Annotated in this window: 26 protein-coding genes and 1 tRNA gene; 17 read left to right on the forward strand and 10 right to left on the reverse strand. The window is 65.5% G+C overall.

Features of this window, described 5'->3' with window-relative positions; genetic code table 11:
• Positions 1-93 precede the first annotated feature (93 nt).
• Positions 94-570 (forward strand): transcription elongation factor GreA, encoded by a 477-nt coding sequence (gene greA, locus C5O79_RS11000; protein WP_039347681.1) that lies wholly within the window; start codon positions 94-96, stop codon positions 568-570.
• Between the two features lie 14 nt (positions 571-584).
• Positions 585-1,043, forward strand: coding sequence for a DUF4149 domain-containing protein (locus C5O79_RS11005; RefSeq protein ID WP_046545365.1), 459 nt, complete (start codon positions 585-587; stop codon positions 1,041-1,043).
• A gap of 79 nt (positions 1,044-1,122) precedes the next feature.
• Here the strand turns inward: C5O79_RS11005 and C5O79_RS11010 are convergent, their stop codons facing one another.
• The gene (locus C5O79_RS11010; protein WP_039347674.1) at positions 1,123-1,650 is read right to left on the reverse strand and encodes a YhbY family RNA-binding protein; all 528 of its coding nucleotides are present in this window, start codon (positions 1,648-1,650) and stop codon (positions 1,123-1,125) included.
• A gap of 193 nt (positions 1,651-1,843) precedes the next feature.
• On the opposite strand from C5O79_RS11010, the gene C5O79_RS11015 reads away from it, so the two are divergent.
• The 11 genes from C5O79_RS11015 to phoR all read left to right on the forward strand — a co-directional run bounded on the left by C5O79_RS11015 (position 1,844) and on the right by phoR (position 14,086).
• Positions 1,844-2,506: an RlmE family RNA methyltransferase gene (locus tag C5O79_RS11015; RefSeq protein ID WP_046545366.1), complete on the forward strand. Its 663-nt coding sequence runs from the start codon at positions 1,844-1,846 to the stop codon at positions 2,504-2,506.
• A gap of 166 nt (positions 2,507-2,672) precedes the next feature.
• Complete coding sequence (ftsH, locus tag C5O79_RS11020) at positions 2,673-4,571, forward strand: ATP-dependent zinc metalloprotease FtsH (RefSeq protein WP_039347669.1); 1,899 nt, start codon at positions 2,673-2,675, stop codon at positions 4,569-4,571.
• A 36-nt stretch (positions 4,572-4,607) separates the two neighbouring features.
• Positions 4,608-5,549, forward strand: a complete 942-nt coding sequence (gene folP, locus C5O79_RS11025; protein WP_122473760.1) for a dihydropteroate synthase — start codon at positions 4,608-4,610, stop codon at positions 5,547-5,549.
• A gap of 28 nt (positions 5,550-5,577) precedes the next feature.
• On the forward strand, positions 5,578-6,933 hold the full coding sequence (gene glmM / locus C5O79_RS11030) for a phosphoglucosamine mutase (RefSeq protein ID WP_046545368.1): 1,356 nt from the start codon (positions 5,578-5,580) through the stop codon (positions 6,931-6,933).
• Between the two features lie 451 nt (positions 6,934-7,384).
• Positions 7,385-8,419 carry a phosphate ABC transporter substrate-binding protein PstS gene (gene pstS / locus C5O79_RS11035; protein WP_131931363.1) on the forward strand — a complete coding sequence of 345 codons (1,035 nt, stop codon included), beginning with the start codon at positions 7,385-7,387 and terminating at the stop codon, positions 8,417-8,419.
• A gap of 94 nt (positions 8,420-8,513) precedes the next feature.
• Entirely contained in the window at positions 8,514-9,500 is a 987-nt protein-coding gene (pstC, locus tag C5O79_RS11040; protein ID WP_046545370.1) for a phosphate ABC transporter permease PstC, read from the forward strand.
• On the forward strand, positions 9,497-10,390 hold the full coding sequence (gene pstA, locus C5O79_RS11045) for a phosphate ABC transporter permease PstA (RefSeq protein ID WP_046545371.1): 894 nt from the start codon (positions 9,497-9,499) through the stop codon (positions 10,388-10,390). The genes pstC and pstA overlap by 4 nt, the downstream gene beginning before the upstream one ends.
• Positions 10,391-10,405: 15 nt before the next feature.
• On the forward strand, positions 10,406-11,254 hold the full coding sequence (gene pstB, locus C5O79_RS11050) for a phosphate ABC transporter ATP-binding protein PstB (protein WP_039347653.1): 849 nt from the start codon (positions 10,406-10,408) through the stop codon (positions 11,252-11,254).
• An 18-nt stretch (positions 11,255-11,272) separates the two neighbouring features.
• Positions 11,273-11,977, forward strand: coding sequence for a phosphate signaling complex protein PhoU (gene phoU, locus C5O79_RS11055; RefSeq protein WP_046545372.1), 705 nt, complete (start codon positions 11,273-11,275; stop codon positions 11,975-11,977).
• A gap of 30 nt (positions 11,978-12,007) precedes the next feature.
• The gene (phoB, locus tag C5O79_RS11060; RefSeq protein ID WP_027787869.1) at positions 12,008-12,709 is read left to right on the forward strand and encodes a phosphate regulon transcriptional regulator PhoB; all 702 of its coding nucleotides are present in this window, start codon (positions 12,008-12,010) and stop codon (positions 12,707-12,709) included.
• A gap of 57 nt (positions 12,710-12,766) precedes the next feature.
• Positions 12,767-14,086, forward strand: a complete 1,320-nt coding sequence (gene phoR, locus C5O79_RS11065) for a phosphate regulon sensor histidine kinase PhoR (protein WP_039347647.1) — start codon at positions 12,767-12,769, stop codon at positions 14,084-14,086.
• A gap of 97 nt (positions 14,087-14,183) precedes the next feature.
• Here phoR and ppk1 read toward each other — a convergent pair whose 3' ends face one another.
• Positions 14,184-16,247 (reverse strand): polyphosphate kinase 1, encoded by a 2,064-nt coding sequence (gene ppk1, locus C5O79_RS11070; protein WP_046545373.1) that lies wholly within the window; start codon positions 16,245-16,247, stop codon positions 14,184-14,186.
• Between the two features lie 278 nt (positions 16,248-16,525).
• On the opposite strand from ppk1, the gene ppx reads away from it, so the two are divergent.
• Positions 16,526-18,040 carry an exopolyphosphatase gene (gene ppx / locus C5O79_RS11075; protein ID WP_046545374.1) on the forward strand — a complete coding sequence of 505 codons (1,515 nt, stop codon included), beginning with the start codon at positions 16,526-16,528 and terminating at the stop codon, positions 18,038-18,040.
• An 87-nt stretch (positions 18,041-18,127) separates the two neighbouring features.
• On the opposite strand, the gene C5O79_RS11080 is transcribed toward ppx, so the two are convergent.
• A complete protein-coding gene (locus tag C5O79_RS11080; protein ID WP_039347888.1) occupies positions 18,128-18,562 on the reverse strand; it encodes a hypothetical protein in 435 nt (144 codons plus the stop codon).
• Between the two features lie 356 nt (positions 18,563-18,918).
• Positions 18,919-18,995, reverse strand: a tRNA-Pro gene (locus tag C5O79_RS11085).
• Between the two features lie 160 nt (positions 18,996-19,155).
• Between C5O79_RS11085 and sixA the strand changes: the two genes are divergently transcribed.
• On the forward strand, positions 19,156-19,617 hold the full coding sequence (sixA, locus tag C5O79_RS11090) for a phosphohistidine phosphatase SixA (protein ID WP_046545375.1): 462 nt from the start codon (positions 19,156-19,158) through the stop codon (positions 19,615-19,617).
• A gap of 170 nt (positions 19,618-19,787) precedes the next feature.
• Positions 19,788-20,594 carry a GNAT family N-acyltransferase gene (locus tag C5O79_RS11095; protein ID WP_034206968.1) on the forward strand — a complete coding sequence of 269 codons (807 nt, stop codon included), beginning with the start codon at positions 19,788-19,790 and terminating at the stop codon, positions 20,592-20,594.
• A 200-nt stretch (positions 20,595-20,794) separates the two neighbouring features.
• On the opposite strand, the gene C5O79_RS38075 is transcribed toward C5O79_RS11095, so the two are convergent.
• Complete coding sequence (locus C5O79_RS38075; protein WP_163008965.1) at positions 20,795-20,965, reverse strand: hypothetical protein; 171 nt, start codon at positions 20,963-20,965, stop codon at positions 20,795-20,797.
• A 136-nt stretch (positions 20,966-21,101) separates the two neighbouring features.
• On the opposite strand from C5O79_RS38075, the gene C5O79_RS38080 reads away from it, so the two are divergent.
• Entirely contained in the window at positions 21,102-21,278 is a 177-nt protein-coding gene (locus C5O79_RS38080; RefSeq protein WP_089445358.1) for a hypothetical protein, read from the forward strand.
• A gap of 19 nt (positions 21,279-21,297) precedes the next feature.
• Here the strand turns inward: C5O79_RS38080 and C5O79_RS11100 are convergent, their stop codons facing one another.
• The 5 genes from C5O79_RS11100 to C5O79_RS11115 all read right to left on the reverse strand — a co-directional run bounded on the left by C5O79_RS11100 (position 21,298) and on the right by C5O79_RS11115 (position 25,761).
• Positions 21,298-22,662 carry an MATE family efflux transporter gene (locus C5O79_RS11100; protein ID WP_122473762.1) on the reverse strand — a complete coding sequence of 455 codons (1,365 nt, stop codon included), beginning with the start codon at positions 22,660-22,662 and terminating at the stop codon, positions 21,298-21,300.
• Positions 22,663-22,672: 10 nt separating this feature from the next.
• Positions 22,673-22,996 (reverse strand): DUF2288 domain-containing protein, encoded by a 324-nt coding sequence (locus C5O79_RS11105; RefSeq protein ID WP_122473763.1) that lies wholly within the window; start codon positions 22,994-22,996, stop codon positions 22,673-22,675.
• A 76-nt stretch (positions 22,997-23,072) separates the two neighbouring features.
• Positions 23,073-24,692: an acyl-CoA synthetase gene (locus C5O79_RS11110; protein ID WP_131931365.1), complete on the reverse strand. Its 1,620-nt coding sequence runs from the start codon at positions 24,690-24,692 to the stop codon at positions 23,073-23,075.
• Between the two features lie 152 nt (positions 24,693-24,844).
• Positions 24,845-24,991 carry a hypothetical protein gene (locus tag C5O79_RS38085; protein WP_162489645.1) on the reverse strand — a complete coding sequence of 49 codons (147 nt, stop codon included), beginning with the start codon at positions 24,989-24,991 and terminating at the stop codon, positions 24,845-24,847.
• Between the two features lie 68 nt (positions 24,992-25,059).
• Complete coding sequence (locus C5O79_RS11115; protein ID WP_047850428.1) at positions 25,060-25,761, reverse strand: peptidoglycan DD-metalloendopeptidase family protein; 702 nt, start codon at positions 25,759-25,761, stop codon at positions 25,060-25,062.
• Positions 25,762-25,852 lie beyond the last annotated feature (91 nt).

Here is a 25,852-nt window from a genome sequence, read left to right on the forward strand (position 1 = left end):
ACGTGCCGCGATTAGGCGGTGTTTCCAGTGCATCGGAAACGCGCTTAATCGCGGTGATTTTTTTTATAGCCGTTTTTAGCGATTGAGCCGTTTATGAGCACCATTCCGTTGACAAAGCGTGGCGCGGAACTCCTGCGCGATGAATTGCAGCGCCTCAAGTCCGTCGAGCGGCCGGCCGTGATCAACGCGATCGCGGAGGCCCGCGCACAGGGCGACCTGTCCGAAAACGCCGAATACGATGCCGCGAAGGAAAAGCAGGGCTTCATCGAGGGTCGTATCGCGGAACTCGAATCGAAGCTGTCGGCCGCGCAAGTCATCGATCCCACCGTGCTCGATGCCGAAGGCCGTGTGGTTTTCGCATCGACCGTCGAACTCGAGGATCTCGAGTCGGGTGATACCGTCAGGTACCAGATCGTCGGCGACGACGAAGCCGATATCGATCACGGCCTGATCTCGGTCAGCTCGCCGATCGCACGCGCGCTGATCGGCAAGTCCGAAGGCGACGTCGCGGCCGTGCAGGCACCGAGCGGCGTGCGCGAGTACGAAATCATCTCGGTCAGCTACATCTGAAGCGGGGCGACGTGATGCCGCATCGCGTGTTCCGTCTGCTGTCGGCCGTGTGGGTCGGCAGCCTGCTGACGATCGGGTATGCGGTCGCGCCCGTACTGTTCAAGACGCTGGAGCGGATGACGGCCGGTTCGGTCGCCGCCCAGCTGTTCCGTATCGAGGCGATCCTGGGTGTCGTGTGTGGCGTGCTGCTGCTCGCGTTGTCGAACCAGCAGGTGCGGCGCGGCAGCAGCGATTATCGCCGCGTGCGCTGGATCGTCGCCGCGATGGTCGTGTGCGTGCTGGTCGGGTATTTCGCACTGCAGCCGTTCATGAACGCGCTGCGAGTGGCTGCGATGGACGCGGGCACCGATATCGCGAACTCGCCGTATGCGAGCCGCTTCGGGATGCTGCACGGCGTCTCGAGCGTGTTCTACCTCGTCGAGAGCGTGCTGGGGCTGATGCTGATCTGGCGTCTGCCGGCGCGCGACGCCTGACGCGAATGCCGCGCGGGCCCGGTCGATGCCGGGCCCGCGGGCAGGGCGGCGGTACGGCGTAGCCGTGCCGCCACGATGCTTACTTGTCCTGGAACGGTCGCTTCGTGCTGGCCTGGCGCTTCTTGGCGCGCTTCACGTTACCGCCTGCCGTCACGCGCTCGTTGCCGCGCACCGTGACCTTGACCGGCCGCGGGCGACGCACGGGGCTCGCGTTCGGCGACACCTTGACGACCTTGACGGTGCGCGGAGCACGGCCCTTCTTGTCGTCGACGGCTTCGGCCGCGCTGGGCACGGTGCCGGCACGACGGCCGCGGGACGGAGCCGCTGCGGCGGCTTCGGGCTTCCAGATCACCAGCAGCTTGCCGATGTGCTGGATCGGCGCCGCGCTCAGGCGGTCGCAGATCTCGTCGTAGATCGCGATGCGCTCGTCGCGCTCGTCGCCGAACACGCGGATCTTGATCAGCTGGTGCGCGTCGAGGTGCACCTTGATTTCCTTCAGCACGGCGTCGGTCAGCCCTTCGGCCCCGATCAGCACGACGGGCTTGAGCGCATGGGCCTGGGAGCGCAGCGCGGAGCGCTCGGCGGGAGAAAGCGAAAGGGCGGGCATGGAAATGTCGAAATCTAAATAAGGGCGCGCTGACTGAATAGCGATCGCGGGAAGTTACCGCGTCAGCCGTGCGCCGAAACCACGTAAAATCGCGGCTTGGGCCTGAAAAGGGGCCGCAGCCGCGCGAAGAAGACGCGTATTATCCGCTAAAAGCGCGGCTTCACGAAGCAATTGGCAGCAATCTCTCTCTCGAATGGCAAAAAACCGCTTCAACCAGCACTGGCTGCACGACCACATCAACGACCCCTACGTCAAAATGGCGCAGCGGGAGGGCTATCGCGCGCGCGCCGCGTACAAGCTGAAGGAAATCGACGAGCAGGACAAGCTGATCCGTCCGGGCCAGGTGATCGTCGACCTCGGCGCGACGCCGGGCAGCTGGAGCCAGTATGCCCGCAACAAGCTCGCGCAGGGCAAGAAGCGCGACGCGGAGCGCGAAGGCGGCATCGACGGCACGATCGTGGCGCTCGACATCCTGCCGATGGAGCCGATCGCCGACGTCCACTTCCTGCAGGGCGACTTCCGCGAGGACGAAGTCCTTCACCAGCTCGAAGAAGTGCTCGAAGGGCGCGCGGTCGACCTTGTTATTTCCGACATGGCCCCCAACCTCTCTGGCGTGGCCTCGGCAGACGCGGCGCGCATCGAGCATCTGTGCGATCTGGCGCTCGAATTCGCGCAGAATCATCTGAAGCCGGATGGTGCGCTGCTCGTGAAATGCTTTCACGGCAGCGGCTACAGCCAGATCGTCGAGAAATTCAAACAGCAGTTTAAGACCGTCGCGCCGCGCAAGCCGAAGGCGTCCCGCGACAAATCGTCCGAAACGTTCATTTTGGGTCGGCATCTGAAACGTCCGCGCTGATGCGCAACGAGGTGCCGCAAACGGGCTCCGGCCCTTGCCAGACAAGCGAAGCGCTATCGCGGCGGTTGTCAATGCTTATGGCGAGGGTGGTCGGACTGGATTAGAATGACCGAGGGGCGCCGCAAGGAAAATGTAGGCGCTCGTCTACGAGTGAAGGAGTGGTGCTTTGAACAACAATATGTTTTCGAAGGCAGCGGTGTGGCTGGTGATCGCACTGGTGCTGTTTACGGTGTTCAAGCAGTTCGACAAGCCCCGCGTCCAGGAAGGCGTGTCCTATTCGCAGTTCATGGACGACGCCAAGAACGGCAAGGTCAAGAACGTCATCGTTCAGGGGCGCAACCTCACCGTCACTCCGGCTGATGGCCAGAAATACCAGATCGTGTCGCCCGGCGACATCTGGATGGTTGGCGATCTGATGAAGTACGGCGTGCAGGTCAGCGGCAAGGCCGACGATGAGCCGAATGCGCTGATGTCCGCGCTGTACTACCTCGGGCCGACGATCCTGATCATCGTGTTCTGGTTCTACATGATGAGGCAGATGCAGGGGGGCGGCAAAGGCGGCGCATTCTCGTTCGGGAAATCGCGCGCGCGGCTGATCGACGAGAACAACAACGCGGTGAACTTCTCCGACGTCGCGGGCTGCGACGAAGCGAAGGAAGAAGTGTCCGAGCTCGTCGACTTCCTGCGCGATCCGCAGAAATTCCAGAAGCTGGGCGGCCGCATTCCGCGCGGCGTGCTGCTCGTCGGCCCCCCGGGTACCGGCAAGACGCTGCTGGCCCGCGCGATCGCGGGTGAAGCGAAGGTGCCGTTCTTCAGCATCTCCGGTTCGGACTTCGTCGAGATGTTCGTTGGTGTCGGTGCAGCTCGTGTGCGCGACATGTTCGAGCAGGCGAAGAAGCATGCACCGTGTATCGTGTTCATCGACGAAATCGACGCGGTCGGCCGTCATCGCGGCGCCGGCATGGGCGGCGGCAACGACGAACGCGAACAGACGCTGAACCAGATGCTCGTCGAAATGGACGGCTTCGAGGCGAACTCGGGCGTGATCGTGATCGCCGCAACCAACCGCTCCGACGTACTCGACAAGGCGCTGCTGCGTCCGGGCCGTTTTGACCGTCAGGTCTACGTCGGTCTGCCGGACATCCGCGGCCGCGAACAGATCATGCGCGTGCACCTGCGCAAGGTACCGATCGCGAACGACGTCGATGCGGCAGTCATCGCACGCGGCACGCCGGGCTTCTCGGGCGCCGATCTCGCGAACCTCGTGAACGAGGCAGCGCTGTTCGCCGCGCGTCGCGGCAAGCGCATCGTCGAGATGCAGGATTTCGAAGACGCGAAGGACAAGATCTTCATGGGTCCGGAGCGCAAGTCGGCCGTGATTCGAGAAGAAGCGAAGCGTGCGACCGCTTATCACGAGTCGGGCCACGCGGTGATCGCGAAGCTGCTGCCGAAGGCCGACCCCGTGCACAAGGTCACGATCATCCCGCGCGGTCGCGCGCTGGGTGTCACGTGGCAGCTGCCGGAGCATGACAACGAAACGTACTCGAAGGACTACCTGATGGACCGCCTTGCGATCCTGTTCGGTGGCCGGGTGGCGGAAGAGCTGTTCATGAACCTCGTCAGCACCGGCGCATCGGACGACTTCAACAAGGCAACGCAGACGGCGCGTGCGATGGTGGCCCGTTTCGGCATGACCGACGCGCTCGGGCCGATGGTCTACGTCGACGACGAGAACGATGCATCGCCGTTCGGCCGCGGCTTCACGCGCACGATCTCGGAAGCGACGCAGCAGAAGGTCGATTCGGAAATCCGCCGCGTGCTCGACGAACAGTACGGCCTTGCGCGCCGTCTGCTCGAAGAGAACCGCGACAAGGTCGAAGCGATGACCGCCGCGCTGATGGAGTGGGAGACGATCGATGCCGATCAGATCAACGACATCATGGAAGGGCGTCCGCCGCGCTCCCCGAAGAGCTCGCCGGCTGTCGGCGGCGATTCGTCGGGTGGCGGCAGCAGCGCCGAGGTGAAGCCCGCCAACGCGCCGGCACCTGCTTCGCCGGCGGCATAATCTCCGCTCTAGCGCTTTAGCGCCGTTCACGGGCTGGTGTGGCTTCACACCGGCCCGTTTTGCATTCATTCACGCCAGTTGCTCGTGTCCGATTCCGCTGTTTCCCCATTCATTCCCGCGCCACTCCAGTGCGGCCGCTTCGAACTGACGTTCGAACGCCCGCTCGTGATGGGCATTCTCAACGCCACGCCTGATTCGTTCTCCGACGGCGGCCGCTTCCTCGCGCGCGACGATGCGCTGCGCCAGGCCGAGCGGATGATTGCCGAAGGCGTCGACCTTCTCGATATCGGCGGCGAATCGACGCGCCCCGGCGCGCCGCCCGTGCCGCTCGACGAGGAACTCGCGCGCGTGATTCCGCTCGTCGAAGCGCTGCGGCCGCTGAACGTGCCGCTGTCGATCGATACCTACAAACCGGCCGTGATGCGTGCGGCGCTGGCCGCAGGCGCCGACCTGATCAATGACATCTGGGGGTTCCGCCAACCGGGCGCGATCGACGCGGTGCGCGATGGCAACTGCGGACTGTGTGCGATGCACATGCTTGGTGAGCCACAGACGATGCAGGTCGGCGAACCCGATTACGGCGACGTCGTGACCGACGTGCGCGATTTTCTCGCCGAGCGCGCGCAGGCGCTGCGCGATGCGGGGATTGCGCCGGAGCGGATCTGCGTCGATCCCGGTTTCGGATTCGGCAAGGCGGTTGTCGACGACAACTATGCGCTGCTGGCCGCGTTGCCGGACACGGCACCCGTGCGGCCCGACGGCCGCGCGTATCCGATACTCGCGGGCATGTCGCGCAAGTCGATGCTCGGCGCGGTGATCGGCGGCAAGCCCCCGATGGAGCGCGTCGCGGCGAGCGTGGCGGCCGCAGTGTGCGCGGCCGAGCGCGGGGCGGCGATCGTGCGCGTGCATGACGTCGCGGCGACGGTCGACGCGCTGAAAATCTGGAATGCCGTGCGCGAAGCCGCGCGGCAACGATAAGTCAGAAGACGAAGGAGGAAGAATCACCATGGGACGTCGATATTTCGGCACGGACGGCATTCGCGGCACGGTGGGCGAGGCACCCATCACGCCGGATTTCGTGTTGCGTCTCGGCTATGCGGCCGGCAAGGTACTGGCAGGCTCGGCCGATGTCGCGGCAGGTTCGCGTCCGACCGTGCTGATCGGCAAGGACACGCGCGTGTCGGGCTACATGCTCGAAGCCGCGCTCGAGGCCGGATTCTCGGCGGCGGGCGTCGACGTGATGCTGGCCGGCCCGATGCCGACGCCGGGCGTCGCGTACCTGACGCGCGCGCTGCGCCTGTCGGCGGGCGTCGTGATCAGTGCATCGCACAACCCGTATCACGACAACGGGATCAAGTTTTTCTCCGCCGACGGCAACAAGCTGCCGGACGACACCGAAGCCGCGATCGAAGCGTGGCTCGACAAGCCGCTCGAGTGCGCGTCGTCCGACGGCCTCGGCAAGGCGCGCCGCCTTGACGACGCAGCCGGCCGCTACATCGAGTTCTGCAAGAGCACGTTCCCGGCCGCGTTCAACCTGCGCGGGCTGAAGCTCGTGATCGACTGCGCGCACGGCGCCGCGTACCAGATCGCGCCGCACGTGTTCCACGAACTCGGCGCGGACGTGATCCCGATCGGTGTCGCGCCGAACGGCTTCAACATCAACGACGGTGTCGGCGCGACCGCACCGGACGCGCTGGTGCGCGCGGTGCGTGCGAACCACGCCGATCTCGGCATTGCGCTCGACGGCGATGCGGACCGCCTGCAAGTGGTCGACGCGACCGGTCGCCTGTACAACGGCGACGAACTGCTCTACGTGCTCGTGAAGGACCGGATCGCGACCGACGGCAACGTCGAAGGCGCGGTCGGCACGCTGATGACGAACCTCGCGGTCGAAGTCGCGCTGCAGCGCGAGGGCGTGAAGTTCGTCCGCGCGGCGGTCGGCGATCGCTACGTGCTCGAGCAGCTGCGCGAGCACGGCTGGCAGCTCGGCGCGGAAGGCTCGGGGCACATCCTGTCGCTCGACCGCCACTCGACCGGCGACGGCATCGTGTCGGCGCTGCTCGTGCTGGCCGCGCTGAAGCGCAGTGGCAAGACCCTCGCGCAGATGCTCGACGGCGTCACGCTGTTCCCGCAGAAACTGATCAACGTGCGGATGAAGCCGGGCGCCGACTGGAAGGGCAGTACGTCGATTCGCGCCGCGATCGACGCAGCCGAGGCCGCGCTCGCCGGCAGCGGCCGCGTGTTGATCCGCGCATCGGGCACGGAGCCCGTGCTGCGCGTGATGGTCGAAGCACAGCAGGCCGCCGACGCGGTCCGCCATGCGGAGACGATCGCCGACGCTGTGCGCGCGGCGACGACCTGACGCGGCGGCCCTGCGCGTCAGGTCAAACACCTGCGCGCCGGTGTTCCGGTGAACTCGCACACGGCGCCTTCGGGGCGCCGTGATTTCGTCAGACGCAAAGGTTTGCGATACCTATTAAGAAGGGCGCGTCGCCACCGCGATCCCGGTTCGGAAAATCGTCGGACCCTGATAGCGGGCCAGCCACAAGCGGGGGCTTTCCGTGTCGCAGACGCTGCGCTACGATCCGCTCGCACCGATGTAAAACGGGAAGTCTCCCGTCCCTTCCAGGCAGGCAATTCTTGCCGCCACCGCGGTTCCGGCGCCGTCCGGGCGCCGCGCGCGCCGCACCCGATACTCCCTTTCAACCAGTCATGTTACTGTCACGCCAGTTTCATCGATTGTCACATTACCGTCATGAGGAGCCCCTAACCTTCGCGGTGCCGTAGTCATCCGCTCACACACTGGAGGTCTCATGAAATTGATGCAAACCGCGATTGCCGGCCTGGCTGGCGCGCTTTTCGCCGTCGCCGCTCACGCTGCCGACATCACGGGCGCAGGCAGCACGTTCGCGATGCCGATCTATACGAAATGGGCTGCTGACTACCAGCAGACCGGCGGCGCGAAGGTCAACTACCAAGGTATCGGCTCGTCGGGCGGCCTGAAGCAAATCAACGCGAAGACGGTCGATTTTGCCGGTTCGGACGCTCCGCTGAAGGATGAGGAACTCGCGAAGGAAGGCCTGTTCCAGTTCCCGACGGTGGTCGGCGGCGTGGTGCCGGTCGTCAACGTTCCGGGCGTGAAGCCGGGTGAACTGACGCTGTCGGGCCCGGTGCTCGGCGACATCTACCTCGGCAAGATCAAGAAGTGGAACGACCCGGCGATCGCCGCACTGAACCCGAAGGTCAAGCTGCCGGACACGGACATCGCCGTGGTTCGCCGCGCTGACGGCTCGGGCACGAGCTTCATCTGGACGAACTACCTGTCGAAGGTCAACGACGAGTGGAAGTCGAAGGTCGGCGAAGGCACGACGGTCAACTGGCCGACGGGCACGGGCGGCAAGGGCAACGACGGCGTCGCAGCCTTCGTGCAGCGCCTGTCGGGCGCGGTCGGCTACGTCGAATGGGCGTACGCGAAGAAGAACAACATGGTCTACACGGCCCTGAAGAACTCGACGGGCACGGTGGTCGAGCCGAAGACGGAAACGTTCAAGGCCGCTGCTGCCGGCGCGAACTGGTCGAAGTCGTTCTACCAGATCCTGACGAACCAGCCGGGCAAGGAAGCATGGCCGGTCGTCGGTGCGACGTTCGTGCTGCTGCACGCGAAGCAGGACAAGCCGGAGCAGGGCGTGGAAACGCTGAAGTTCTTCAGCTGGGCGTTCAAGAACGGCGAGAAGGCTGCCGACAGCCTCGACTACATCTCGCTGCCGCCGGCAGTCGAAGCGGAAATCCGCAAGCAGTGGAAGATCAAGGTGACGGACGCTTCGGGCAAGCCGGTCGCCGCGGAGTAAGCATTGCAGCGGTTCGCTGCCCGGCCGTGCCGGTCGGGCAGTGCGTGCGGTAAAGCCGGGCGTTACGGCGCCCGGCAATCAAAAGCAGGCACCCATGTCTGATATTTCCTATACGTCCTCACGGTCCGCCGACGTTGCGCAGCAACGCGCGCCGAGCCGCCTCGGGGATGTCGTATTCGGCGGTCTTGCACGGCTTGCCGCCATCGTGACCCTGCTGCTGCTCGGCGGGATCATCGTCTCCCTGATCATCGCGTCGATGCCGACCATCCAGAAGTTCGGCCTCGGCTTCCTGTGGCAATCCGAGTGGGATCCGAACTCGGACATCTACGGCGCGCTCGTGCCGATCTACGGCACGATCGTGACGTCGGTCATCGCGCTCGTCATCGCCGTGCCGGTCAGCTTCGGCATCGCGCTGTTCCTCACCGAGTTGTCGCCTGTGTGGCTGCGCCGCCCGCTCGGCATCGCGATCGAGCTGCTCGCCGCGATTCCGTCGATCGTGTACGGCATGTGGGGCCTGCTCGTATTCGCCCCGATCTTCGCGGAATATTTCCAGAAGCCGATCGGCCGCCTGTTCAAGGACGTATGGATTCTCGGCCCGCTGACCGCCGGCCCGCCGATCGGTATCGGCATCCTGGCAGCCGGCGTGATCCTCGCGATCATGATCATCCCGTACATCGCATCGGTGATGCGTGACGTGTTCGAAGTCACACCCGTGCTGCTGAAGGAATCGGCGTACGGCATCGGCTGCACGACCTGGGAAGTGATGTGGAAGGTCGTGCTGCCCTATACGAAGACGGGTGTGATCGGCGGCGTGATGCTCGGCCTCGGCCGCGCGCTCGGCGAGACGATGGCCGTGACCTTCGTGATCGGCAACACGAACCTGCTCGACAGCGTGTCGCTGTTCGCACCGGGCAACAGCATCACGTCGGCGCTGGCGAACGAATTCGCGGAAGCGCAACCGGGCCTGCATACGTCCGCGCTGATGGAACTGGGCCTGATCCTGTTCGTGATCACGTTCGTCGTGCTGTCCATCTCCAAACTGCTGCTGCTTCGTCTCGAGAAGGGAGAGGGCAAGAAATGAGCGAGCCCATCATGAATTTCCCGGGTCCGGACGGCGCCGTGCTCGACGCGATGCGCAACCGCCTGCAGCGCAAGCGCAAGGCCATCAACGCGATCGCGCTGGCCGCATCGCTCGGCGCGATGGCCTTCGGCCTGCTGTGGCTCGTGTGGATTCTCTACACGACGGTGCATCTCGGCGTCGGCGGCCTGTCGCTGCAACTGTTCACCGAATCGACGCCGGCGCCGAACACGGAAGGCGGCGGTCTCGCGAACGCGATCGTCGGCAGCCTGCTGCTGTGCGGTTTCGGCACGCTGGTCGGTACGCCGATCGGCATCCTCGCAGGCGTCTATCTTGCCGAATACGGCCAGAAGAACCTGCTGGCGAGCACGATCCGCTTCATCAACGACATCCTGCTGTCCGCGCCGTCGATCGTGATCGGCCTGTTCGTGTACGCGATCGTCGTTGCGAAGTCGGGCCGCTTCTCGGGCTGGGCCGGCGTGATCGCGCTCGCGCTGCTGCAGATTCCGATCGTGATCCGCACGACCGAGAACATGCTGAAGCTCGTGCCGAACGCACTGCGTGAAGCGGCCTTCGCGCTCGGCACGCCGAAGTGGCGCATGGTGCTGAAGATCACGCTGCGCGCGTCGGTCGGCGGGATCATCACGGGCGTGCTGCTCGCCGTCGCGCGGATCGCCGGCGAAACGGCGCCGCTGCTGTTCACCGCGCTGTCGAACCAGTTCTTCTCGTGGGACATGAGCCAGCCGATGGCGAACCTGCCCGTCACGATCTACAAGTTCGCGATGAGCCCGTTCGCGGAATGGCAGTCGCTCGCATGGGCGGGCGTGTTCCTGATTACGCTCGGGGTGCTCGGACTCAACATCCTGGCGCGCTCGATCTTCTCGAAAAAGTAACGGCGGAGCAATCCGATGAATATGGCAGAAAGCCACCTGAATCCGGTCGAGCGCACTGCAGCGCCGGCCGGCACGCAAGAAGCGGCGCACGGCCGTCCGCTCGAGCCGCTGAACGCGAAGATCGAGGTCAACAACCTCAACTTCTTCTACAACAAGTTCCATGCGCTGAAGAACATCAACCTGAGCATTCCGGAAGGGAAGGTGACGGCGTTCATCGGCCCGTCGGGCTGCGGCAAGTCGACGCTGCTGCGCACGTTCAACAAGATGTTCGCGCTCTACCCGGAGCAGCGCGCCGAAGGCGAAATCCTGATGGATGGCGAGAACCTGCTGACGACGAAGCGCGACATCTCGCTGCTGCGCGCGCGGATCGGCATGGTGTTCCAGAAGCCGACCCCGTTCCCGATGTCGATCTACGACAACATCGCGTTCGGCGTGAAGATGTTCGAGAAGCTCACGCGCTCGGAAATGGACGATCGCGTCGAGTGGGCGCTCACGAAGGCTGCGCTGTGGAACGAAGTGAAGGACAAGCTGAACCAGAGCGGCTACGGTCTCTCGGGCGGCCAGCAGCAGCGTCTGTGCATCGCACGCGGCATCGCGATCCGTCCGGAAGTGCTGCTGCTCGACGAACCGTGCTCGGCGCTCGACCCGATCTCGACGGGCCGCATCGAGGAGCTGATCGCGGAGCTGAAGAGCGACTACACGGTCGTGATCGTCACGCACAACATGCAGCAGGCCGCACGCTGCTCGGATTTCACGGCTTACATGTACCTGGGCGAGCTGATCGAATTCGGCGAGACCGAAAAGATCTTCATCAAGCCGGTGCGCAAGGAAACGGAAGACTACATCACCGGCCGGTTCGGCTGATGACGGAGAACAACAGCCATGTCGGATAAACATCTGTCGAGCCAGTTCGACGCCGATCTCAACGCGGTGTCGTCGAAAGTGCTGGAAATGGGCGGGCTCGTCGAGTCGCAGATCGTCGGCGCGATGCACGCGCTGAACGAATTCGATCGCGATACGGCCGAGAAGGTCATCGCGGCCGAGGAAACGCTGAACGCGATGGAAGTCGACATCGACCAGGAGTGCGGCAACATCATCGCGCGGAGGCAGCCTGCCGCGCGTGACCTGCGTCTTTTGATGTCGATTTCGAAAACGATTACGAACCTCGAGCGCGCCGGCGACGAGGCCGAGAAGATCGCGAAGCGCGTACGCCGCCTGGTCGACGAGCCGGCTGCGCGCACGGTCAACATCGCCGAGATCAAGGTGTCGGGCGAGATGGCCGTGACGATCCTGCGCCGCGCGCTCGACGCGTTTGCGCGTCTCGATACGGTGGCCGCCGCGCAGATCGTCAAGGACGATAAGGAAATCGACCAGGAATTCCGTGCGTTCGTGCGCAAGCTCGTGTCGTACATGCAGGAAGATCCGCGCACGATCTCGGTCGGCCTCGAGTACCTGTTCATCGCGAAGGCGATCGAGCGGATCGGCGACCACGCGAAGAACATCGCCGAATTCATCATCTACATCGTGAAGGGCACCGACGTGCGGCACCAGCCGCGCGACACGCTCGATCGCGAAGCCAACAGTTAATCGACTCCGTAAGGAAGAACAGAGGTGCCGATGCCCAGCAACATTCTCGTCGTTGAAGATGAGCCCGCGATTTCCGAACTGATCTCGGTAAATCTCCAGCACGCCGGTCACTGCCCGATTCGGGCGTACAACGCCGAACAGGCGCAGAACCTGATCAGCGACGTGCTGCCCGATCTCGTGCTGCTCGACTGGATGCTGCCGGGCAAGTCCGGTATCGCGTTCGCGCGCGACCTGCGCAACAACGAACGGACCAAGCACATCCCGATCATCATGCTGACTGCACGCGGTGACGAGCAGGACAAGGTGCTCGGCCTCGAAATCGGCGCGGACGACTACGTGACGAAGCCGTTCTCGCCGAAGGAGCTGATGGCGCGGATCAAGGCCGTGCTGCGCCGTCGCGCACCGCAGCTGACCGAGGACGTCGTGTCGATCAACGGGCTGCGCCTCGACCCGGCCACGCATCGCGTCGCCGCGCATGCGGAAGGCAGCGAGATCAAGCTCGACCTCGGCCCGACCGAGTTCCGCCTGCTGCATTTCTTCATGACGCATCCGGAACGCGTGCACAGCCGCACGCAACTGCTCGACCAGGTATGGGGCGACCATGTATTCGTCGAGGAGCGCACCGTCGACGTGCACATCAAACGATTGCGTGCGGCCTTGAAACCGGCCGGCTGCGATGCGATGATCGAGACCGTGCGCGGCAGCGGCTACCGGCTCGCCAAGCACGCGTAACGTATTCACGCATGCCGTGTGCCACGGCATGCCGTTCATTCTTTCGGGCGCTGAATCATGAACATCATCTGGGCGCGCTTCCTGGTGTCGCTCGTGCTGCTCGTGCTGATCGGCGTATTGGTCGGCGTCTTCGCCGGCCCGACCGCGGGCCTCGTGTTCGTGGTCGTGATGCTGGTCGCGCAGGGCTTTTTCAGTACCTTTCATACGCAGCGTCTGTGGCGTCTGCTCGATGCGCCGGTCTATGGCGAGGTGCCGAGTGCGCCGGGCATCTGGGGTGAGATCTACTATCGCCTGCACAAGCTCGCAAAGCAGTGGCACGCACAGGTGCGTCAGGTCGAGCAGCAGCATTCGCGCTTCATCCAGGCGATCCAGGCGTCGCCGAACGGTGTCGCGATGCTCGACGACCACGACCAGATCGAGTGGTGTAACGCAATCGCCGAGGTCCATTTCGGCCTCGACGCGAAGCGCGACCTGCGCCAGCACATCACCAACCTGGTTCGCCATCCCGAGTTCGTCCGCTACCTGAATGCGCAGCATTACGAAGAGACGCTCGTGATGCGCGGCATGGGCGATTCGCGGCAGAACGTGCTGGAAGTGCAGGTGTTTCCGTACGGCGAGAATCGCAAGCTGCTGCTGACGCAGGACATCACCGAGCTCGAGCGAACCGATGCGATGCGGCGCGACTTCGTCGCGAACGTGTCGCACGAATTGAAGACGCCGCTCACCGTGCTGTCGGGGTTCCTCGAGACGATGCGCGAGCTGCCGCTGAACGAGGAAGACCGCGCGCGCTATCTCGAGATGATGGAGCAGCAGGCCTCGCGGATGCGGCACATCGTGACCGACCTGCTGGTGCTCGCGAAGCTGGAGGGCGAGAGCAAGCCGCCGCTCGATCGCGCGATCGACATGCGTGCCGTGTTCGACCATCTGAAGGAGGACGCGCAGACGCTGTCGAACGGGCATCACGACATCGCGTTCTCGATCGACGAGACGCTCGGCGTCACCGGCGCGCAGACGGAGCTGTTCAGCGCGTTCGCGAATCTCGTCACGAACGCGATCCGCTATACGCCGGAAGGCGGCAAGATCGTCGTGACGTGGCGGCGCGAAGGCGCGCAGGGCGTGTTTTCCGTCACGGACAGCGGCTTCGGGATTCCGGCCGCCGACCTGCCGCGGCTCACCGAGCGCTTCTACCGCGTCGACCGCAGCCGTTCGCGCGACACCGGCGGCACGGGGCTCGGCCTTGCGATCGTCAAGCACGTGCTGCAGCGTCACGACGCGCACCTGTACGTGCAGAGCGAGGAAGGGCGCGGCAGCACGTTCACCGCGCGCTTCCCGGGCTCGCGCATCATCGCGATCCGGCCGGCCGCTTACGAGGCATGATCGCGTAACGGCATGCCGGGTTCGAAAAAAACGCAGCCAGCCGGCTGCGTTTTTTATTTGGAGCGACTCGGCGCGCGACTTGCGCCGCGCCGCCGGTTCAGGAGCAGAACTTCGCGAGCAACCCGAGTTGCGCATTGCGGATCGTCTTGCCGGCGCGGCGCCGGCGGTAGTGGCCGTCGCTTTGCATCTGCCATGCCGACTGATTGTCGCCGAGGCATACCGACAGGCCTTCTGCGATCACGCGCCGCTTCAGCTTGCGATCGCGGATCGGGAATGCGACTTCGACGCGGCGGAACAGGTTGCGGTCCATCCAGTCTGCGCTCGACAGATAGACCTCTTCGGCGCCGTTCGCGTGGAAATAGTAGATCCGGTGGTGCTCGAGGAAGCGGCCGACGATCGAGCGCACGGTGATGTTTTCCGACAGCCCCGGCACGCCGGGCTTCAGCGCGCAGACACCGCGCACGATCAGGTCGACCTTGACGCCGGCCTGCGACGCTTCGTACAGCGCCGCGATCACCGTCGGCTCCAGCAGCGCGTTCATCTTCGCGACGACGCGTGCGCGCTTGCCGGCGCGCGCATTGTCGATCTCTGCGCGGATCGAATCGATGATGCGCGGATGCAGCGTGAACGGCGACTGCCACAGCTCGTGCAGCGTGAGTTCACCGCCGATGCCGGTCAGTTGCTGGAACACGTGATGGACGTCCTCGCAGATCTTCTGGTCGGCCGTCATCAGCCCGAAGTCGGTGTAGAGGCGTGCCGTGCGCGGGTGGTAGTTGCCGGTGCCGAGGTGCACGTAGCGGCGCAGCGACGCCTTGCCGGCCTGCACGACGCGCCGCACGATCAGCATCATCTTCGCGTGGCACTTGTGGCCCACCACGCCGTACACGACATGCGCGCCGACGGCTTCGAGCTGCGACGCCCAGTTGATGTTGGTTTCCTCGTCGAAGCGCGCGAGCAGTTCCACGACGACGGTCACTTCCTTGCCGTTGCGCGCGGCTTCCATCAGCGCGTCCATCAGCGGCGAATCGGTGCCGGTGCGGTAGATCGTCTGCTTGATCGCGACGACGCTCGGATCCCTCGCGGCCTGCTGCAGCAGTTCGAGCACCGGCTGGAAGCTCTCGTACGGGTGGTGCAGCAGGATGTCGCCGTTGTCGATCGCGTCGAACATCGTCGGCGCGTTCGTGATCGCGGACGGGGTCGACGCGGTGAACGGCGTGAACTTCAGGTCGGGACGGTCGACGAGATCGGGAATCTGCATCAGCCGCACGAGGTTCACCGATCCAGACACGCGATAGCAGTCCTTCTCGCTGAGTTCGCTTTCCACGAGCAGGCGGCGCACGATATGCGGCGGCGTGTCGGCCGATACCTCGAGGCGCACTGCATTGCCGAGGTGGCGCGCGGGCAGCTCGCCCTGCAGCGCGACGCGCAGGTTCGTGATTTCATCCTCGTCGACGAACAGCTCGCTGTTGCGCGTGATGCGGAACTGGTTGCAGCTCTTCACGCTCAGCTGCGGGAAGAGTTCGCCGACGAAGCGCTGCATGAACGAGCTCAACAGCACGAAGCCGTGCTCGAAGCCCGACAGCGCGTGCGGCATGCGTACGACGCGCGGCAGTGCACGCGGCGCCTGCACGATGCCCATCACGGCCTGGCGGCCGAATGCGTCGCGGCCTTCGAGCTCGACGACGAAGTTCAGGCTCTTGTTCAGCACGCGCGGGAACGGGTGGGCGGGATCGAGGCCGATCGGCGTAAGCACCGGCAGCAGCTCGTCGAGGAAGTAATTTCGCGCCCATTCGAGCTGCTCGTCGTTCCACGTGTCGCTCGCATGGAAGTAGATGCCTTCCTGTTCGAGCGCCGGCAGCACGGTTTCGTGCAGCATCGTGTACTGTCGATGCACGAGCCGCTGCGCGCGTTCGACGACGAGGTCGTAAGCATGTTGTAACGACATGCCGTCGGGCGTCAGTGCGCCGGGGTTGTCGCGGATCTGTTCCTGCAGGCCCGCCATCCGGACTTCGAAGAATTCGTCGAGGTTGCTGCTGGTGATGCAGATGAAGCGGAGGCGCTCGAGCAACGGGACTTGCGGATCGGCCGCTTGGGCCAGCACGCGCTCGTTGAAACCGAGGATGCCGAGTTCACGATTGAGAAGCGGGTAGCGGACGGACATCGGCAGAGTAGGGGGTAATTCGGGCGATGATTCGAAAGGACGCTCGGAAACTCTCACGGTACGATGACGTGCTTATGACAATAATGTATTTATATCGGGAAATTCTACGCCGTAACCGTTTCGTCTCATAAATGTTTCGGCTATATGCAATCGAGCAGGTTGTATGCCCGTGAAGCGTGGCAATGGCAAGCGTTCCACGCTTAAAATGTCGCCTTTGATTGACCGCCCACGGTTGTCGCACCGGCCGCCGCGGGCGAACGCGCACGGAGCCCCTTCTGATGGTTACAACCCCCCACTTGCTGGCTGCCGTGGATCTCGGCTCGAACAGCTTTCGGCTGATCGTCGGACGCGTCGAGGAAACGCCGGCGGGCAGCCAGATCTATCCCGTCGACGCGCTGCGCGAGCCCGTCCGGCTGGCTGCGGGCCTGTCGAGCGACAAGATGCTCGATCGCGCGTCGCAGGAGCGTGGCTGGGAGGCGCTCAAGCGGTTCGGCGAGCGCCTGCGCGATTTCCATCCCGATCACGTGCGCGCGGTGGCGACCAACACGCTGCGCGTCGCGAAGAACGCGGGCGAATTTCTCGGCGAAGCCGAAGCGGCGCTCGGCTTCCCGATCGAAGTGATTGCGGGCCGCGAAGAAGCGCGGCTGATCTATGCGGGCGCCGCGCACTCGGTGCCGGCGAGCGCCGGCAAGCGGCTCGTCGTCGACATCGGCGGCGGCTCCACCGAATTCATCATCGGCTCGCACTACACGCCGATCGTGATGGAGAGTCTCTATATCGGCTGCGTGAGCCACAGCCGCACCTTCTTCCCGGCCGGCAACGTCGACGAATACACGATGCGGCAGGCCGAGCTCGCGGCCAAGCGCGAGATCCAGATCATTTCGAGCGAGTACAAGAAGGCCGGCTGGGACCAGGCGATCGGCTCGTCGGGCACCGCGCGTGCGCTCGCGGAACTCGTCGAGGCAAACGGCTTCAATGATCCGGGCATCACGCACGGCATTTCGCGCGGCGGCCTCGAGCGGCTGAAGCGTGCGCTGATCAAGTCGGAGAACGTCAACCGGCTGAAGCTGATCGCGCTGAAGCCCGATCGCGTGCCGGTGCTCGCAGGCGGCCTCGCGATCATGCTCGCGGTGTTCGAGGAACTCGGTGTCGACTACGTCGATACGACCGACGGCGCGCTGCGCCTCGGGGTGCTGTACGACCTGCTCGGCCGGACGCAGCACGAGGACATGCGTGCGGTGACCGTCGAGGGCTTTACGCGCCGCTACGGTGTCGATCGCGCGCAGGCCGAACGGATCGGCGCGCTGGCGGGGCGTTTCTACGACGAACTCGAGGAAGCCGACGAAGAGGCGCGCGAGGAAGGCCGGATGTTTCTCGGCTGGGCGGCCGCGTTGCACGAGATCGGTTTGTCGATCTCGCACAGCGCGTATCACAAGCATTCGGCCTATATCGCGAGCAACGCGGACATGCCGGGTTTTTCGCGCACCGACCAGGCGCGCCTCGCCGCGCTCGTGCTCGGTCACGCGGGCAAGCTCGGCAAGCTGTCGCAGGCGCGCGAGGTCGAGTGGCCGCTGCTGTTCTGCCTGCGGCTCGCGGCGCTGCTGTGCCGGCGCCGGACCGATGCGGGGCTGCCGGATATTTCCGTGTCGCAGATGAAGAAGGGTGGGTATGAAGTACGCCTGCCGAGCGCATGGGTCGAGCAGAACCCGCTGACCGACTACAGCCTCAGCCAGGAGGCAGCCGAGTGGGAGAAGGTCGGAATCCCGTATCGCGTGGTGTATACCGGCGCGTAAGAGGTCGATGGCGGGGCGCGGAGGGGCTGGGCAGAGGGGTTGGCTCGATACCCCTCAGGATGGCCGCATGATCGTCCTGGCGGCCGCTCAGTCCGACGAGCAGACGATCGCAGTCAGGAACGGAAACGCCTGCTTGACGGTCGCGTCGCTGCCGGCCTTGCGCACGGCTTCCTCCACCGCGCTTTTCGTGCCCCGCACCACGACGCCATAGGCCCAGTCGCCGATCGGCGTGCCGTCGCCCGGGCGGAAGATCGGGTCGTTTGCCTGGTATCCGAGTACGACATAGACGCCGAAGCCGTACGCCGTCAGCGCGTGGCTCGTGCGGAATGCATTGACCGAGTTCGATTCGACGTGCATCGGCTCCGACTGGATGTCGCCGGCGGCGAGTAGCGGTGCGACGAATTTGTGGCCGGTCGAGTGGCAGTCGAGTGCGTCGTCGAGCGCCTTGGCCGACGCGGTGCCGGCAGTCGCGAACGCGAGCAGCGATGCGCAGAGGGCGGTCTTCAGAATGTTGTTTTTCATGCGCGAGGGCGGGTTGTCCACGTGCATTATCGCGTGTTCCGGCAAGTGCCGTATGCGGGCCGGGGGGGGGCTCGTTGGCCCGTATGCCGTCGGTAATTCGACGGATCGGCCAGGCGGGCGCTCGATCCTTTCCAGTCAGCCTTTCCTGCATTGAAAGCGAATGGCCATGAGCCAATTGCTTTGTGCGGACTTTCGAAACAGGGCCGCCGAGGGCTGCGTGGAATCGTTGTAGCGTCGATGCCGCAATTGGTCCCTACAATGAATCGAGGCGCTGCGAACCGCGAATCCCGGTTGACGCTTAAAGGGCCCAGAAACGGAAAAGGGGCTACGGTATAACCGTAACCCCTTGATTCCTTTGGTCGGAGCGATAGGATTCGAACCTACGACCCTCTGATCCCAAATCAGATGCGCTACCAGGCTGCGCTACGCTCCGACGAGCCAAAGATTGTATCGTTGAACGTCTGATCCGGTCAATCCCTATATGCGGGTAAATGCCGCGGCGGCAAGCGTCCGCCATTTGCGACAATTCGCCCGGTCATCGGCGGGCCCGGACGCATGGGCGCGGGGCCGCTCGCCGAAGCAAGGAGAACATCATGATGAACCTGATCCTGTGGCGCCACGCCGAAGCCGAAGACTACGCGACGAGCGATCTCGCGCGCCAGTTGACCGTCCGGGGCCGCAAGGACGCGCAGGCGATGGCCAAATGGCTGCGTGGGCGGCTCGAGACGAACGCCGTGATCCTCGCGAGCCCGGCGGCACGCACCGTGCAGACGGTCGAGGCGCTGACGGACCAGTACCGGACGGTCGACGCGCTCGCGCCGGGCGGCAGCGTCGACGGCGTGCTGGCGGCGGCCGGCTGGCCGGAAGGCATTGCACCGACGGTCGTGATCGTCGGGCACCAGCCGACGCTCGGCAGCGTTGCCGCGCAACTGATCGCCGGCGGCGACGACAGCTGGAGCGTCAAGAAGGGCGGAATCGTGTGGCTGGCGAGCCGCACGCGTGACGGCAGCCGGCAGGCCGTGCTGCGCGCGGTACTGACGCCCGACCTGCTGTGAGGCCCGTCTGAAGGGCTTTGAAGGGATTCGTCGTACGGTTTCGCAAGCTTTCTGCTAAAGTCAATTCGGCGACACGTCATTGAAAGGACACGGTCGTGCCACATAACGGTCACGGCCGATTACTACATTGGCGGGCATGTCGTCCTATTCCTTACGATCAGGAAAGCCTAATGCGAGAACTGCCGACGCCTACGCTCCCTTTTGCCTCGCTGCCCCTCGACACGTCGCGGCGCCACCTGCCGCGCGCCAGTGAAACCGTCACATCGGAGTATCGCCTGCGCGCCGCGTGGGCGCGTACGGAAGACGAATTGCGCGAAGCCCAGCGCCTGCGTTACAGCGTGTTCGCCGAAGAGATGGGCGCGCAGGTCAGCGGCCCCTCCGGTCTCGACGTCGATCCGTTCGATGCGTACTGCGACCACCTGCTGGTTCGCGATCTCGACACCCTGAAAGTCGTCGGCACGTATCGCGTGCTGCCGCCGCACCAGGCGGCGCGTGTCGGCCGCCTGTATGCCGAAGGCGAATTCGACCTGTCGCGCCTCACGCACCTGCGCGGCAAGATGGTCGAGGTCGGCCGCTCGTGCGTGCACAGCGACTACCGCAGCGGTGCCGTCATCATGGCGCTGTGGGGCGGTCTTGGCGCGTACATGATGCAGAACGGCTACGAGACGATGCTCGGCTGCGCGAGCGTGTCGATGGCCGACGGCGGCCATTACGCGGCGAACCTGTACCAGTCGCTGTCGGCCGGCTCGCTGACGGCGCCGGAATATCGCGCGTTCCCGCACACGGCCCTGCCGGTCGACGAACTGCAGACGGGCACCGTCGTGGCGCCGCCGCCGCTGATCAAGGGTTACCTGCGTCTCGGCGCGAAGATCTGCGGCGCCCCGGCCTGGGATCCCGACTTCAACTGCGCGGATTTCCTGACGCTGTTCCGCCTGTCCGACATCAACGCGCGCTACGCCCGCCACTTCCTGGGCTGAGCCGTCGGAATCGCGTCGCGCCCGTCCGGGTGCGCGCAAGCGAACGCCGTCGCGTGGCATGAGCCGCGCGACGGCGTTCGTCATCTGGTCAACGTGTGTGAATCGGACCCCGTTAATTTCGGCGATACGCGACCACCAGCGTGCCGCGGGACGGCACGTTCGAGAACGGCCCAGGGAAGGGCCGGACGGCAGCGGCGCGCTTAGTGCTTGCGCCGCCAGTCGAGCAGGTGGTGTTCGGCCATCCAGTGGTGGATCATCCCTTCGCCTTCATGGCTGCGCTTGTATTCGCGCGACTCGAAGAACGACAGGGCGACGAGCACCATCAGACCGACGAACAGCCCGACCAGGCCGGCAATTTCTTCAGACGACATGGCAGCCTCCTTTCCACGGCACAGCGCCATGCGTACATAGTAGGACATGCGCGGCGCAACTCCGAGGCAGGATTTCCGCTAGACTCGGCGCGGTCCCGGCGTGCGATGGGCGCGCCGATTTCCGGAGCCATACCCGATGACCCGTTTCATGCTGGCCGTGCTGGCCGCATCTTTTCTCGCCGGCTGTACCAGCGATCCGCATCAGGCCCGTCGCGGCCATCCGCCGGAAGATCCGGCCGACTATCACGGCGTGCCGACCGACATGACGCCGCCGTCGATGCTCGACGCACCGCCGCCGAAACCCACGCAATAACGGCTGGTTCGGCCCGCCGTCAGGCGCGGGCCGCGGGCGCGTCGGCGCCGATGTGCCGCAACAGCGCCGGCAGGTAGCGCGCCAGCGTCGCGCCGCGTGCGGCCATGAACAGCAGCAGCGCGAACCAGAGGCCGTGATTGCCGAACGTGCCGACCGCGGCGAGCGTGGCCACGACGAAGATCGAGAACGACGCGACCATTGCGCGCATCAGCGATTGCGTCTGCGTGGCGCCGATGAAGACGCCGTCGAGCAGGAAGCCCCAGACCGACACGATCGGCGAAAGCGCGGCCCACGGCAGGTAGCGCAGCGCCATTTCGCGGATCGCTGCCTGGTCGGTCAGGCGCGCGACGATCCAGCCGCCGGCGGCCCAGTACACGAGTGCGAACAGCAGCGCGCCGAGCGCCGACCAGAACAGCGTGACCCGCACGGCCCGCCGGAACGCGCTGCGGTCGCGCGCGCCAGCGGCCGCGCCGACGAGCGCTTCGGCCGCATGCGCGAAGCCGTCGAGGCCGTACGCCATGAACGTCTGGAAATTCAGCAGCAGCGCGTTTGCCGCGAGCGTCGCATCGCCCTGTTTTGCACCGAGGTGCGCGAACCAGCCGAATGCGCCGAGCAGGCACAGCGTACGCAGGAAGATGTCGCGATTGAGGACGATCAGCCGCTTGAGCGCGACGCGGTCGGCGAGTGCACGTACCGCGATCGGCGCAAGGCCGCGCGGCCGCAGCCGCCACAGCATCCATGCGCCGAGCGCGAAACCGCATGTGTCCGCGGTGGCCGTTGCGGCGCCGATGCCGGCGATGCCCCAGCCGAAGCCATACACGTAGAGCAGCACGGCGCCGATGTTCACCGCATTGATGAATACCTGCGCGACGAGCGCGAGCCGCACGCGCTGCATGCCGAGCAGGTAGCCGAGCACGACGTAGTTCGCGAGCGCGAACGGTGCGCTCCAGATTCGCGCATGGCTGTAGGCAAGCGCAGTGGTGCGTACGGCATCGCTGCCGCCGAGCGCGGACAGCGCAAACGACAGCAGCGGCACCTGCAGCGCCAGCACCGCGGCGCCGAGTGCGAATGCGACGATCAACGCGCGCAGCAGGTTCAGGCGGATCCCGGCGGCGTCGCCGGCGCCATGCGCCTGCGCGACGAGGCCGGTCGTCCCCATCCGCAGGAAACCGAACCCCCAGAACACGAAATTGAAGAACAGCCCGCCGAGCGCGACGCCGCCCAGGTACTGCGTGCCGTCGAGGTGGCCCGCGACGGCCGTGTCGACGGCACCGAGGATCGGTTGGGTCAGGTTCGCGAGGACGATCGGGAACGCGAGCGCGAGGACACGCCGGTGCGTGACGGCAGCCGTGCCGGCCCCGTGCGGTAACGCGGCTTCGGACATGGCGGACGCGTCAGGCGCGTTCCTGCACGCAGACCCAGGGCGAGACGACGACCGCCCACAGCTCCGGGTTGCGCGTCGCGTAATCGGCAGCGGTTTCGGCCGGCATGCGTGCGACGAGGCCCGCCGACAGCCAGCGCGTGACCTGCTCGGCATCGTCGTCGGCAACGGCTTCCGCGACGCTGACGAGATCGAGGTCGCGCGCCACGGACAGCAGCTTGCCCTGCGCGAAGAAGCGTTCGAGATCGCACCAGTCGATCTTGGCGGTTTCGCCGAGGAGTTTGGCGTAGAGCGCGCTGTGCGACGCGCCCGCGTCGGAGTGGTGATCAGAGGACATCGTTTTCTTGGAAAGACTGCGTAGTGGCGCCACTATAAACCATCCGGCCTGGCCGGCGGCACGGGTGGCGGCCGGCCTACGCGTCGCGCAGCGCGCGGCGCACGATCTTGCCGGTCGCGGTCATCGGCAGGCTGTCGACGAACGCGATCGCGCGCGGATACTCGTGCGCGGCGAGGCGCGTGCGCACATGTGCCTGCAGCGCCTGCACGAGCGCATCGTCGCCGGTGTGGCCGGGATTCAGCACCACGAACGCCTTGACGATCTCGGTGCGCGTCGCGTCGGGCACGCCGACGACGGCGGCCATCCGCACCGCCGGATGCGTGAGCAGGCAGTCCTCGATCGGGCCCGGGCCGATCCGGTAGCCGGCGCTCGTGATCACGTCGTCGTCGCGGCCGACGAAGCGCACGAAGCCGTCGGCGTCGATCGTGCCCGTGTCGCCGGTCAGCAGGTAGTCGCCGGCGAACTTGTCGCGCGTCGCGTCGGCGTTGCGCCAGTATTCGAGGAACATCACCGGGTCGGGGCGGCGCACCGCGATGCGCCCTTCGACGCCGGGCGGCAGCGGCGTGCCGTCCGCGTCGACGATCGCGACCGCATGGCCGGGCACGGCCTTGCCGATGGCGCCGGGCTGCGCATCGAACAGCGCCGCGCACGACGACAGCACCATGTTGCACTCGGTTTGCCCGTAGAACTCGTTGATCGTCACGCCGAGCGCATCGCGTCCCCAGGCCGTCAGCTCGGTGCCGAGCGATTCCCCGCCGCTCGCGACGGATTTCAGCGACAGCGCGTAGCGTTCGCGCGGTGCCGGGACGGTGCGCATCAGCTTCAGCGCGGTGGGCGGCAGGAACGCATGGGTGACGCCGTGCCGTGCCATCAGCGCGAACGCCGCGTCGCCGTCGAATTTTTCGAAACGGCGGGCGAGTACGGGTACGCCGTGATGCCACGACGGCAGCAGCACGTCGAGCAGGCCGCCGATCCATGCCCAGTCGGCGGGCGTCCAGAACAGGCGCGCGTCGCGCGGGAAGCACTGCTGCGACATCTCGACGCCCGGCAGGTGGCCCAGCAGCACGCGATGCGCGTGTAGCGCGCCTTTTGGTTTGCCCGTCGTGCCGGACGTATAGATGATGAGCGCCGGATCGTCGGCGGCCGTATCGGCCGGCACGAAGTCGGATGTTTCGGCGGCGAGCGCCGCGTCGTAGCGCAGCACGCCCGGCTGATCGGGCGCATCGTTGCCGATGCAGTAGACGGTATGCAGTGCCGGCAACCGGGCGCGCAGCGGTGCGATTTTCGCGTAGCCGGCTGCGTCGGTGACGAGCGCAGCCGCCTCGCTGTTCGCGAGCCGGTATTCGAGCGCATCGACGCCGAACAACGTGAAGAGCGGCACCGCGATCGCGCCGAGCTTGTACGCGGCGAGGTGCGCGACGGCCGTTTCGGGGCCCTGCGCGAGAAAGATGCCGATCCGGTCGCCGCGTCGAAGGCCGGCGCGCACGAAGCTGTTCGCGAGCCGGTTAGAGGCATTCCTCAGGTCGTCGAACGTGATCCGGAAAACGTCGCCTTGCGCCGTTTCGTGGACCAGCGCGAGGCGTCCGCTGCCGTCGGCCCATTTGTCGCAGGCGTCCACGCCGATGTTGTAGCGCGCCGGGACGTCCCACGCGAAGCGGGAGAGCAGGTCGTCGTAGCGATCGGCGGCGGGCAGCATCGAGGTGTCTCCTGGGGGCGAACGTGGCGTCGCGCGAGCGGCTTACATCAGGATTTCACGCAGACGAATCCACAATGGCGTCCGAGGGTAGGGAATGTTCGTACTCGTCCACAGCCTCGGCTCAGTGCACGATTCCACAATGACGCATAAGATCACGAAAAAATCAGTGTGTGACCATGGATTTGCTTCTGATAGCTGCGGGGTTCAGCCTGATAGGAATCGGCGTACTGGTAGCGTTTGCCCGTCACGTCGATCCGTTGTCCGGCCGGTTCACCGGACGTCTGCGCAAGCGCTGACATCACCTTTCCCGGTTTTCACCGCGACGACACGCGATGCGTGCCGGCATCGCGTGTCGTCCATCGGGTGCTCAGCGCGCCGGCAGGTAGCGTGACGGGTCGATCGATCGGCCGCCGTAGCGCAATTCGAAATGCAGCGCGACCCGATCGCTGTCGCTGTTGCCCATCTCGGCGATCGATTGCCCTTGCGTGACCGACTGGCCTTCCTTCACCAACAGCGCGCGGTTGTGCGCGTAGGCGGTCAGGTAGTCGGCGTTGTGCTTGAGGATGATCAGGTTGCCGTAGCCGCGCAGCCCGTTACCCGCATAGACCACCACACCCGGTGCGGCCGCGACCACCGGCGTGCCCGGCGAGTTCGCGATGTCGATGCCCTTCGATTTCGAGCCGTCGAACGTGCGGACCACATTGCCGGCTGCCGGCCAGATCAGCGCGATGCTCGAGGCCGGCTTGACGGCCGATTCGACCGGGGCGGAAGGCGCGGGGCGGGCCCGGCCGGCACTGCCGGTTCCGGTGGTCGACGGCGTCGATGCGGTGGTCGTGCCGGGTGGCGGCACGACGCGCAGCACCTGGCCGACTTCGATCGCATCGGGGTTCGTCATCTGGTTCCAGCGCACGATGTTCGATACCGACGTGCGGTTGTCGCGCGCGATCTTGTAGAGCGTATCGCCACGCTCGACGCGATAGAACCCGGGGCCGACAGGCGCGGAGCCGCACGCGACGAGCAGGGCGGCGCAGGCGGCTGCGAAGAGTCGCTTCGTTGTTGTTCCGAACATTGAACCTCGCAAAACCCTGCCGCTCGTGACGCGGCAGGCAACACAAAAGGTCCGATTTTAACGGGTTCGACCCGCGCGCCGCAGTTTGGGC

Origin of the sequence: Burkholderia sp. SRS-25 (genome assembly GCF_004343765.1) — a bacterium.
In the GTDB taxonomy this organism is placed as follows: Bacteria; Pseudomonadota; Gammaproteobacteria; order Burkholderiales; family Burkholderiaceae; genus Burkholderia; species Burkholderia contaminans.

Bases quoted from the DNA above. Each gene is read 5' to 3' on its own strand.
- pstB (WP_039347653.1), top strand. From the start codon at position 10,406: ATGAATATGGCAGAAAGCCACCTGAATCCGGTCGAGCGCACTGCAGCG.
- C5O79_RS38075 (WP_163008965.1), bottom strand. From the start codon at position 20,965: ATGTCGTCTGAAGAAATTGCCGGCCTGGTCGGGCTGTTCGTCGGTCTG.
- phoU (WP_046545372.1), top strand. From the start codon at position 11,273: ATGTCGGATAAACATCTGTCGAGCCAGTTCGACGCCGATCTCAACGCG.
- C5O79_RS11010 (WP_039347674.1), bottom strand. From the start codon at position 1,650: ATGCCCGCCCTTTCGCTTTCTCCCGCCGAGCGCTCCGCGCTGCGCTCC.
- phoB (WP_027787869.1), top strand. From the start codon at position 12,008: ATGCCCAGCAACATTCTCGTCGTTGAAGATGAGCCCGCGATTTCCGAA.
- C5O79_RS11080 (WP_039347888.1), bottom strand. From the start codon at position 18,562: ATGAAAAACAACATTCTGAAGACCGCCCTCTGCGCATCGCTGCTCGCG.
- C5O79_RS11015 (WP_046545366.1), top strand. From the start codon at position 1,844: ATGGCAAAAAACCGCTTCAACCAGCACTGGCTGCACGACCACATCAAC.
- sixA (WP_046545375.1), top strand. From the start codon at position 19,156: ATGATGAACCTGATCCTGTGGCGCCACGCCGAAGCCGAAGACTACGCG.
- C5O79_RS11110 (WP_131931365.1), bottom strand. From the start codon at position 24,692: ATGCTGCCCGCCGCCGATCGCTACGACGACCTGCTCTCCCGCTTCGCG.
- C5O79_RS11105 (WP_122473763.1), bottom strand. From the start codon at position 22,996: ATGTCCTCTGATCACCACTCCGACGCGGGCGCGTCGCACAGCGCGCTC.
- C5O79_RS11100 (WP_122473762.1), bottom strand. From the start codon at position 22,662: ATGTCCGAAGCCGCGTTACCGCACGGGGCCGGCACGGCTGCCGTCACG.
- C5O79_RS38080 (WP_089445358.1), top strand. From the start codon at position 21,102: ATGACCCGTTTCATGCTGGCCGTGCTGGCCGCATCTTTTCTCGCCGGC.
- C5O79_RS11115 (WP_047850428.1), bottom strand. From the start codon at position 25,761: ATGTTCGGAACAACAACGAAGCGACTCTTCGCAGCCGCCTGCGCCGCC.
- pstS (WP_131931363.1), top strand. From the start codon at position 7,385: ATGAAATTGATGCAAACCGCGATTGCCGGCCTGGCTGGCGCGCTTTTC.
- ppk1 (WP_046545373.1), bottom strand. From the start codon at position 16,247: ATGTCCGTCCGCTACCCGCTTCTCAATCGTGAACTCGGCATCCTCGGT.
- greA (WP_039347681.1), top strand. From the start codon at position 94: ATGAGCACCATTCCGTTGACAAAGCGTGGCGCGGAACTCCTGCGCGAT.
- C5O79_RS38085 (WP_162489645.1), bottom strand. From the start codon at position 24,991: ATGTCAGCGCTTGCGCAGACGTCCGGTGAACCGGCCGGACAACGGATC.
- phoR (WP_039347647.1), top strand. From the start codon at position 12,767: ATGAACATCATCTGGGCGCGCTTCCTGGTGTCGCTCGTGCTGCTCGTG.
- pstC (WP_046545370.1), top strand. From the start codon at position 8,514: ATGTCTGATATTTCCTATACGTCCTCACGGTCCGCCGACGTTGCGCAG.
- pstA (WP_046545371.1), top strand. From the start codon at position 9,497: ATGAGCGAGCCCATCATGAATTTCCCGGGTCCGGACGGCGCCGTGCTC.
- C5O79_RS11095 (WP_034206968.1), top strand. From the start codon at position 19,788: ATGCGAGAACTGCCGACGCCTACGCTCCCTTTTGCCTCGCTGCCCCTC.
- C5O79_RS11005 (WP_046545365.1), top strand. From the start codon at position 585: ATGCCGCATCGCGTGTTCCGTCTGCTGTCGGCCGTGTGGGTCGGCAGC.
- ppx (WP_046545374.1), top strand. From the start codon at position 16,526: ATGGTTACAACCCCCCACTTGCTGGCTGCCGTGGATCTCGGCTCGAAC.
- glmM (WP_046545368.1), top strand. From the start codon at position 5,578: ATGGGACGTCGATATTTCGGCACGGACGGCATTCGCGGCACGGTGGGC.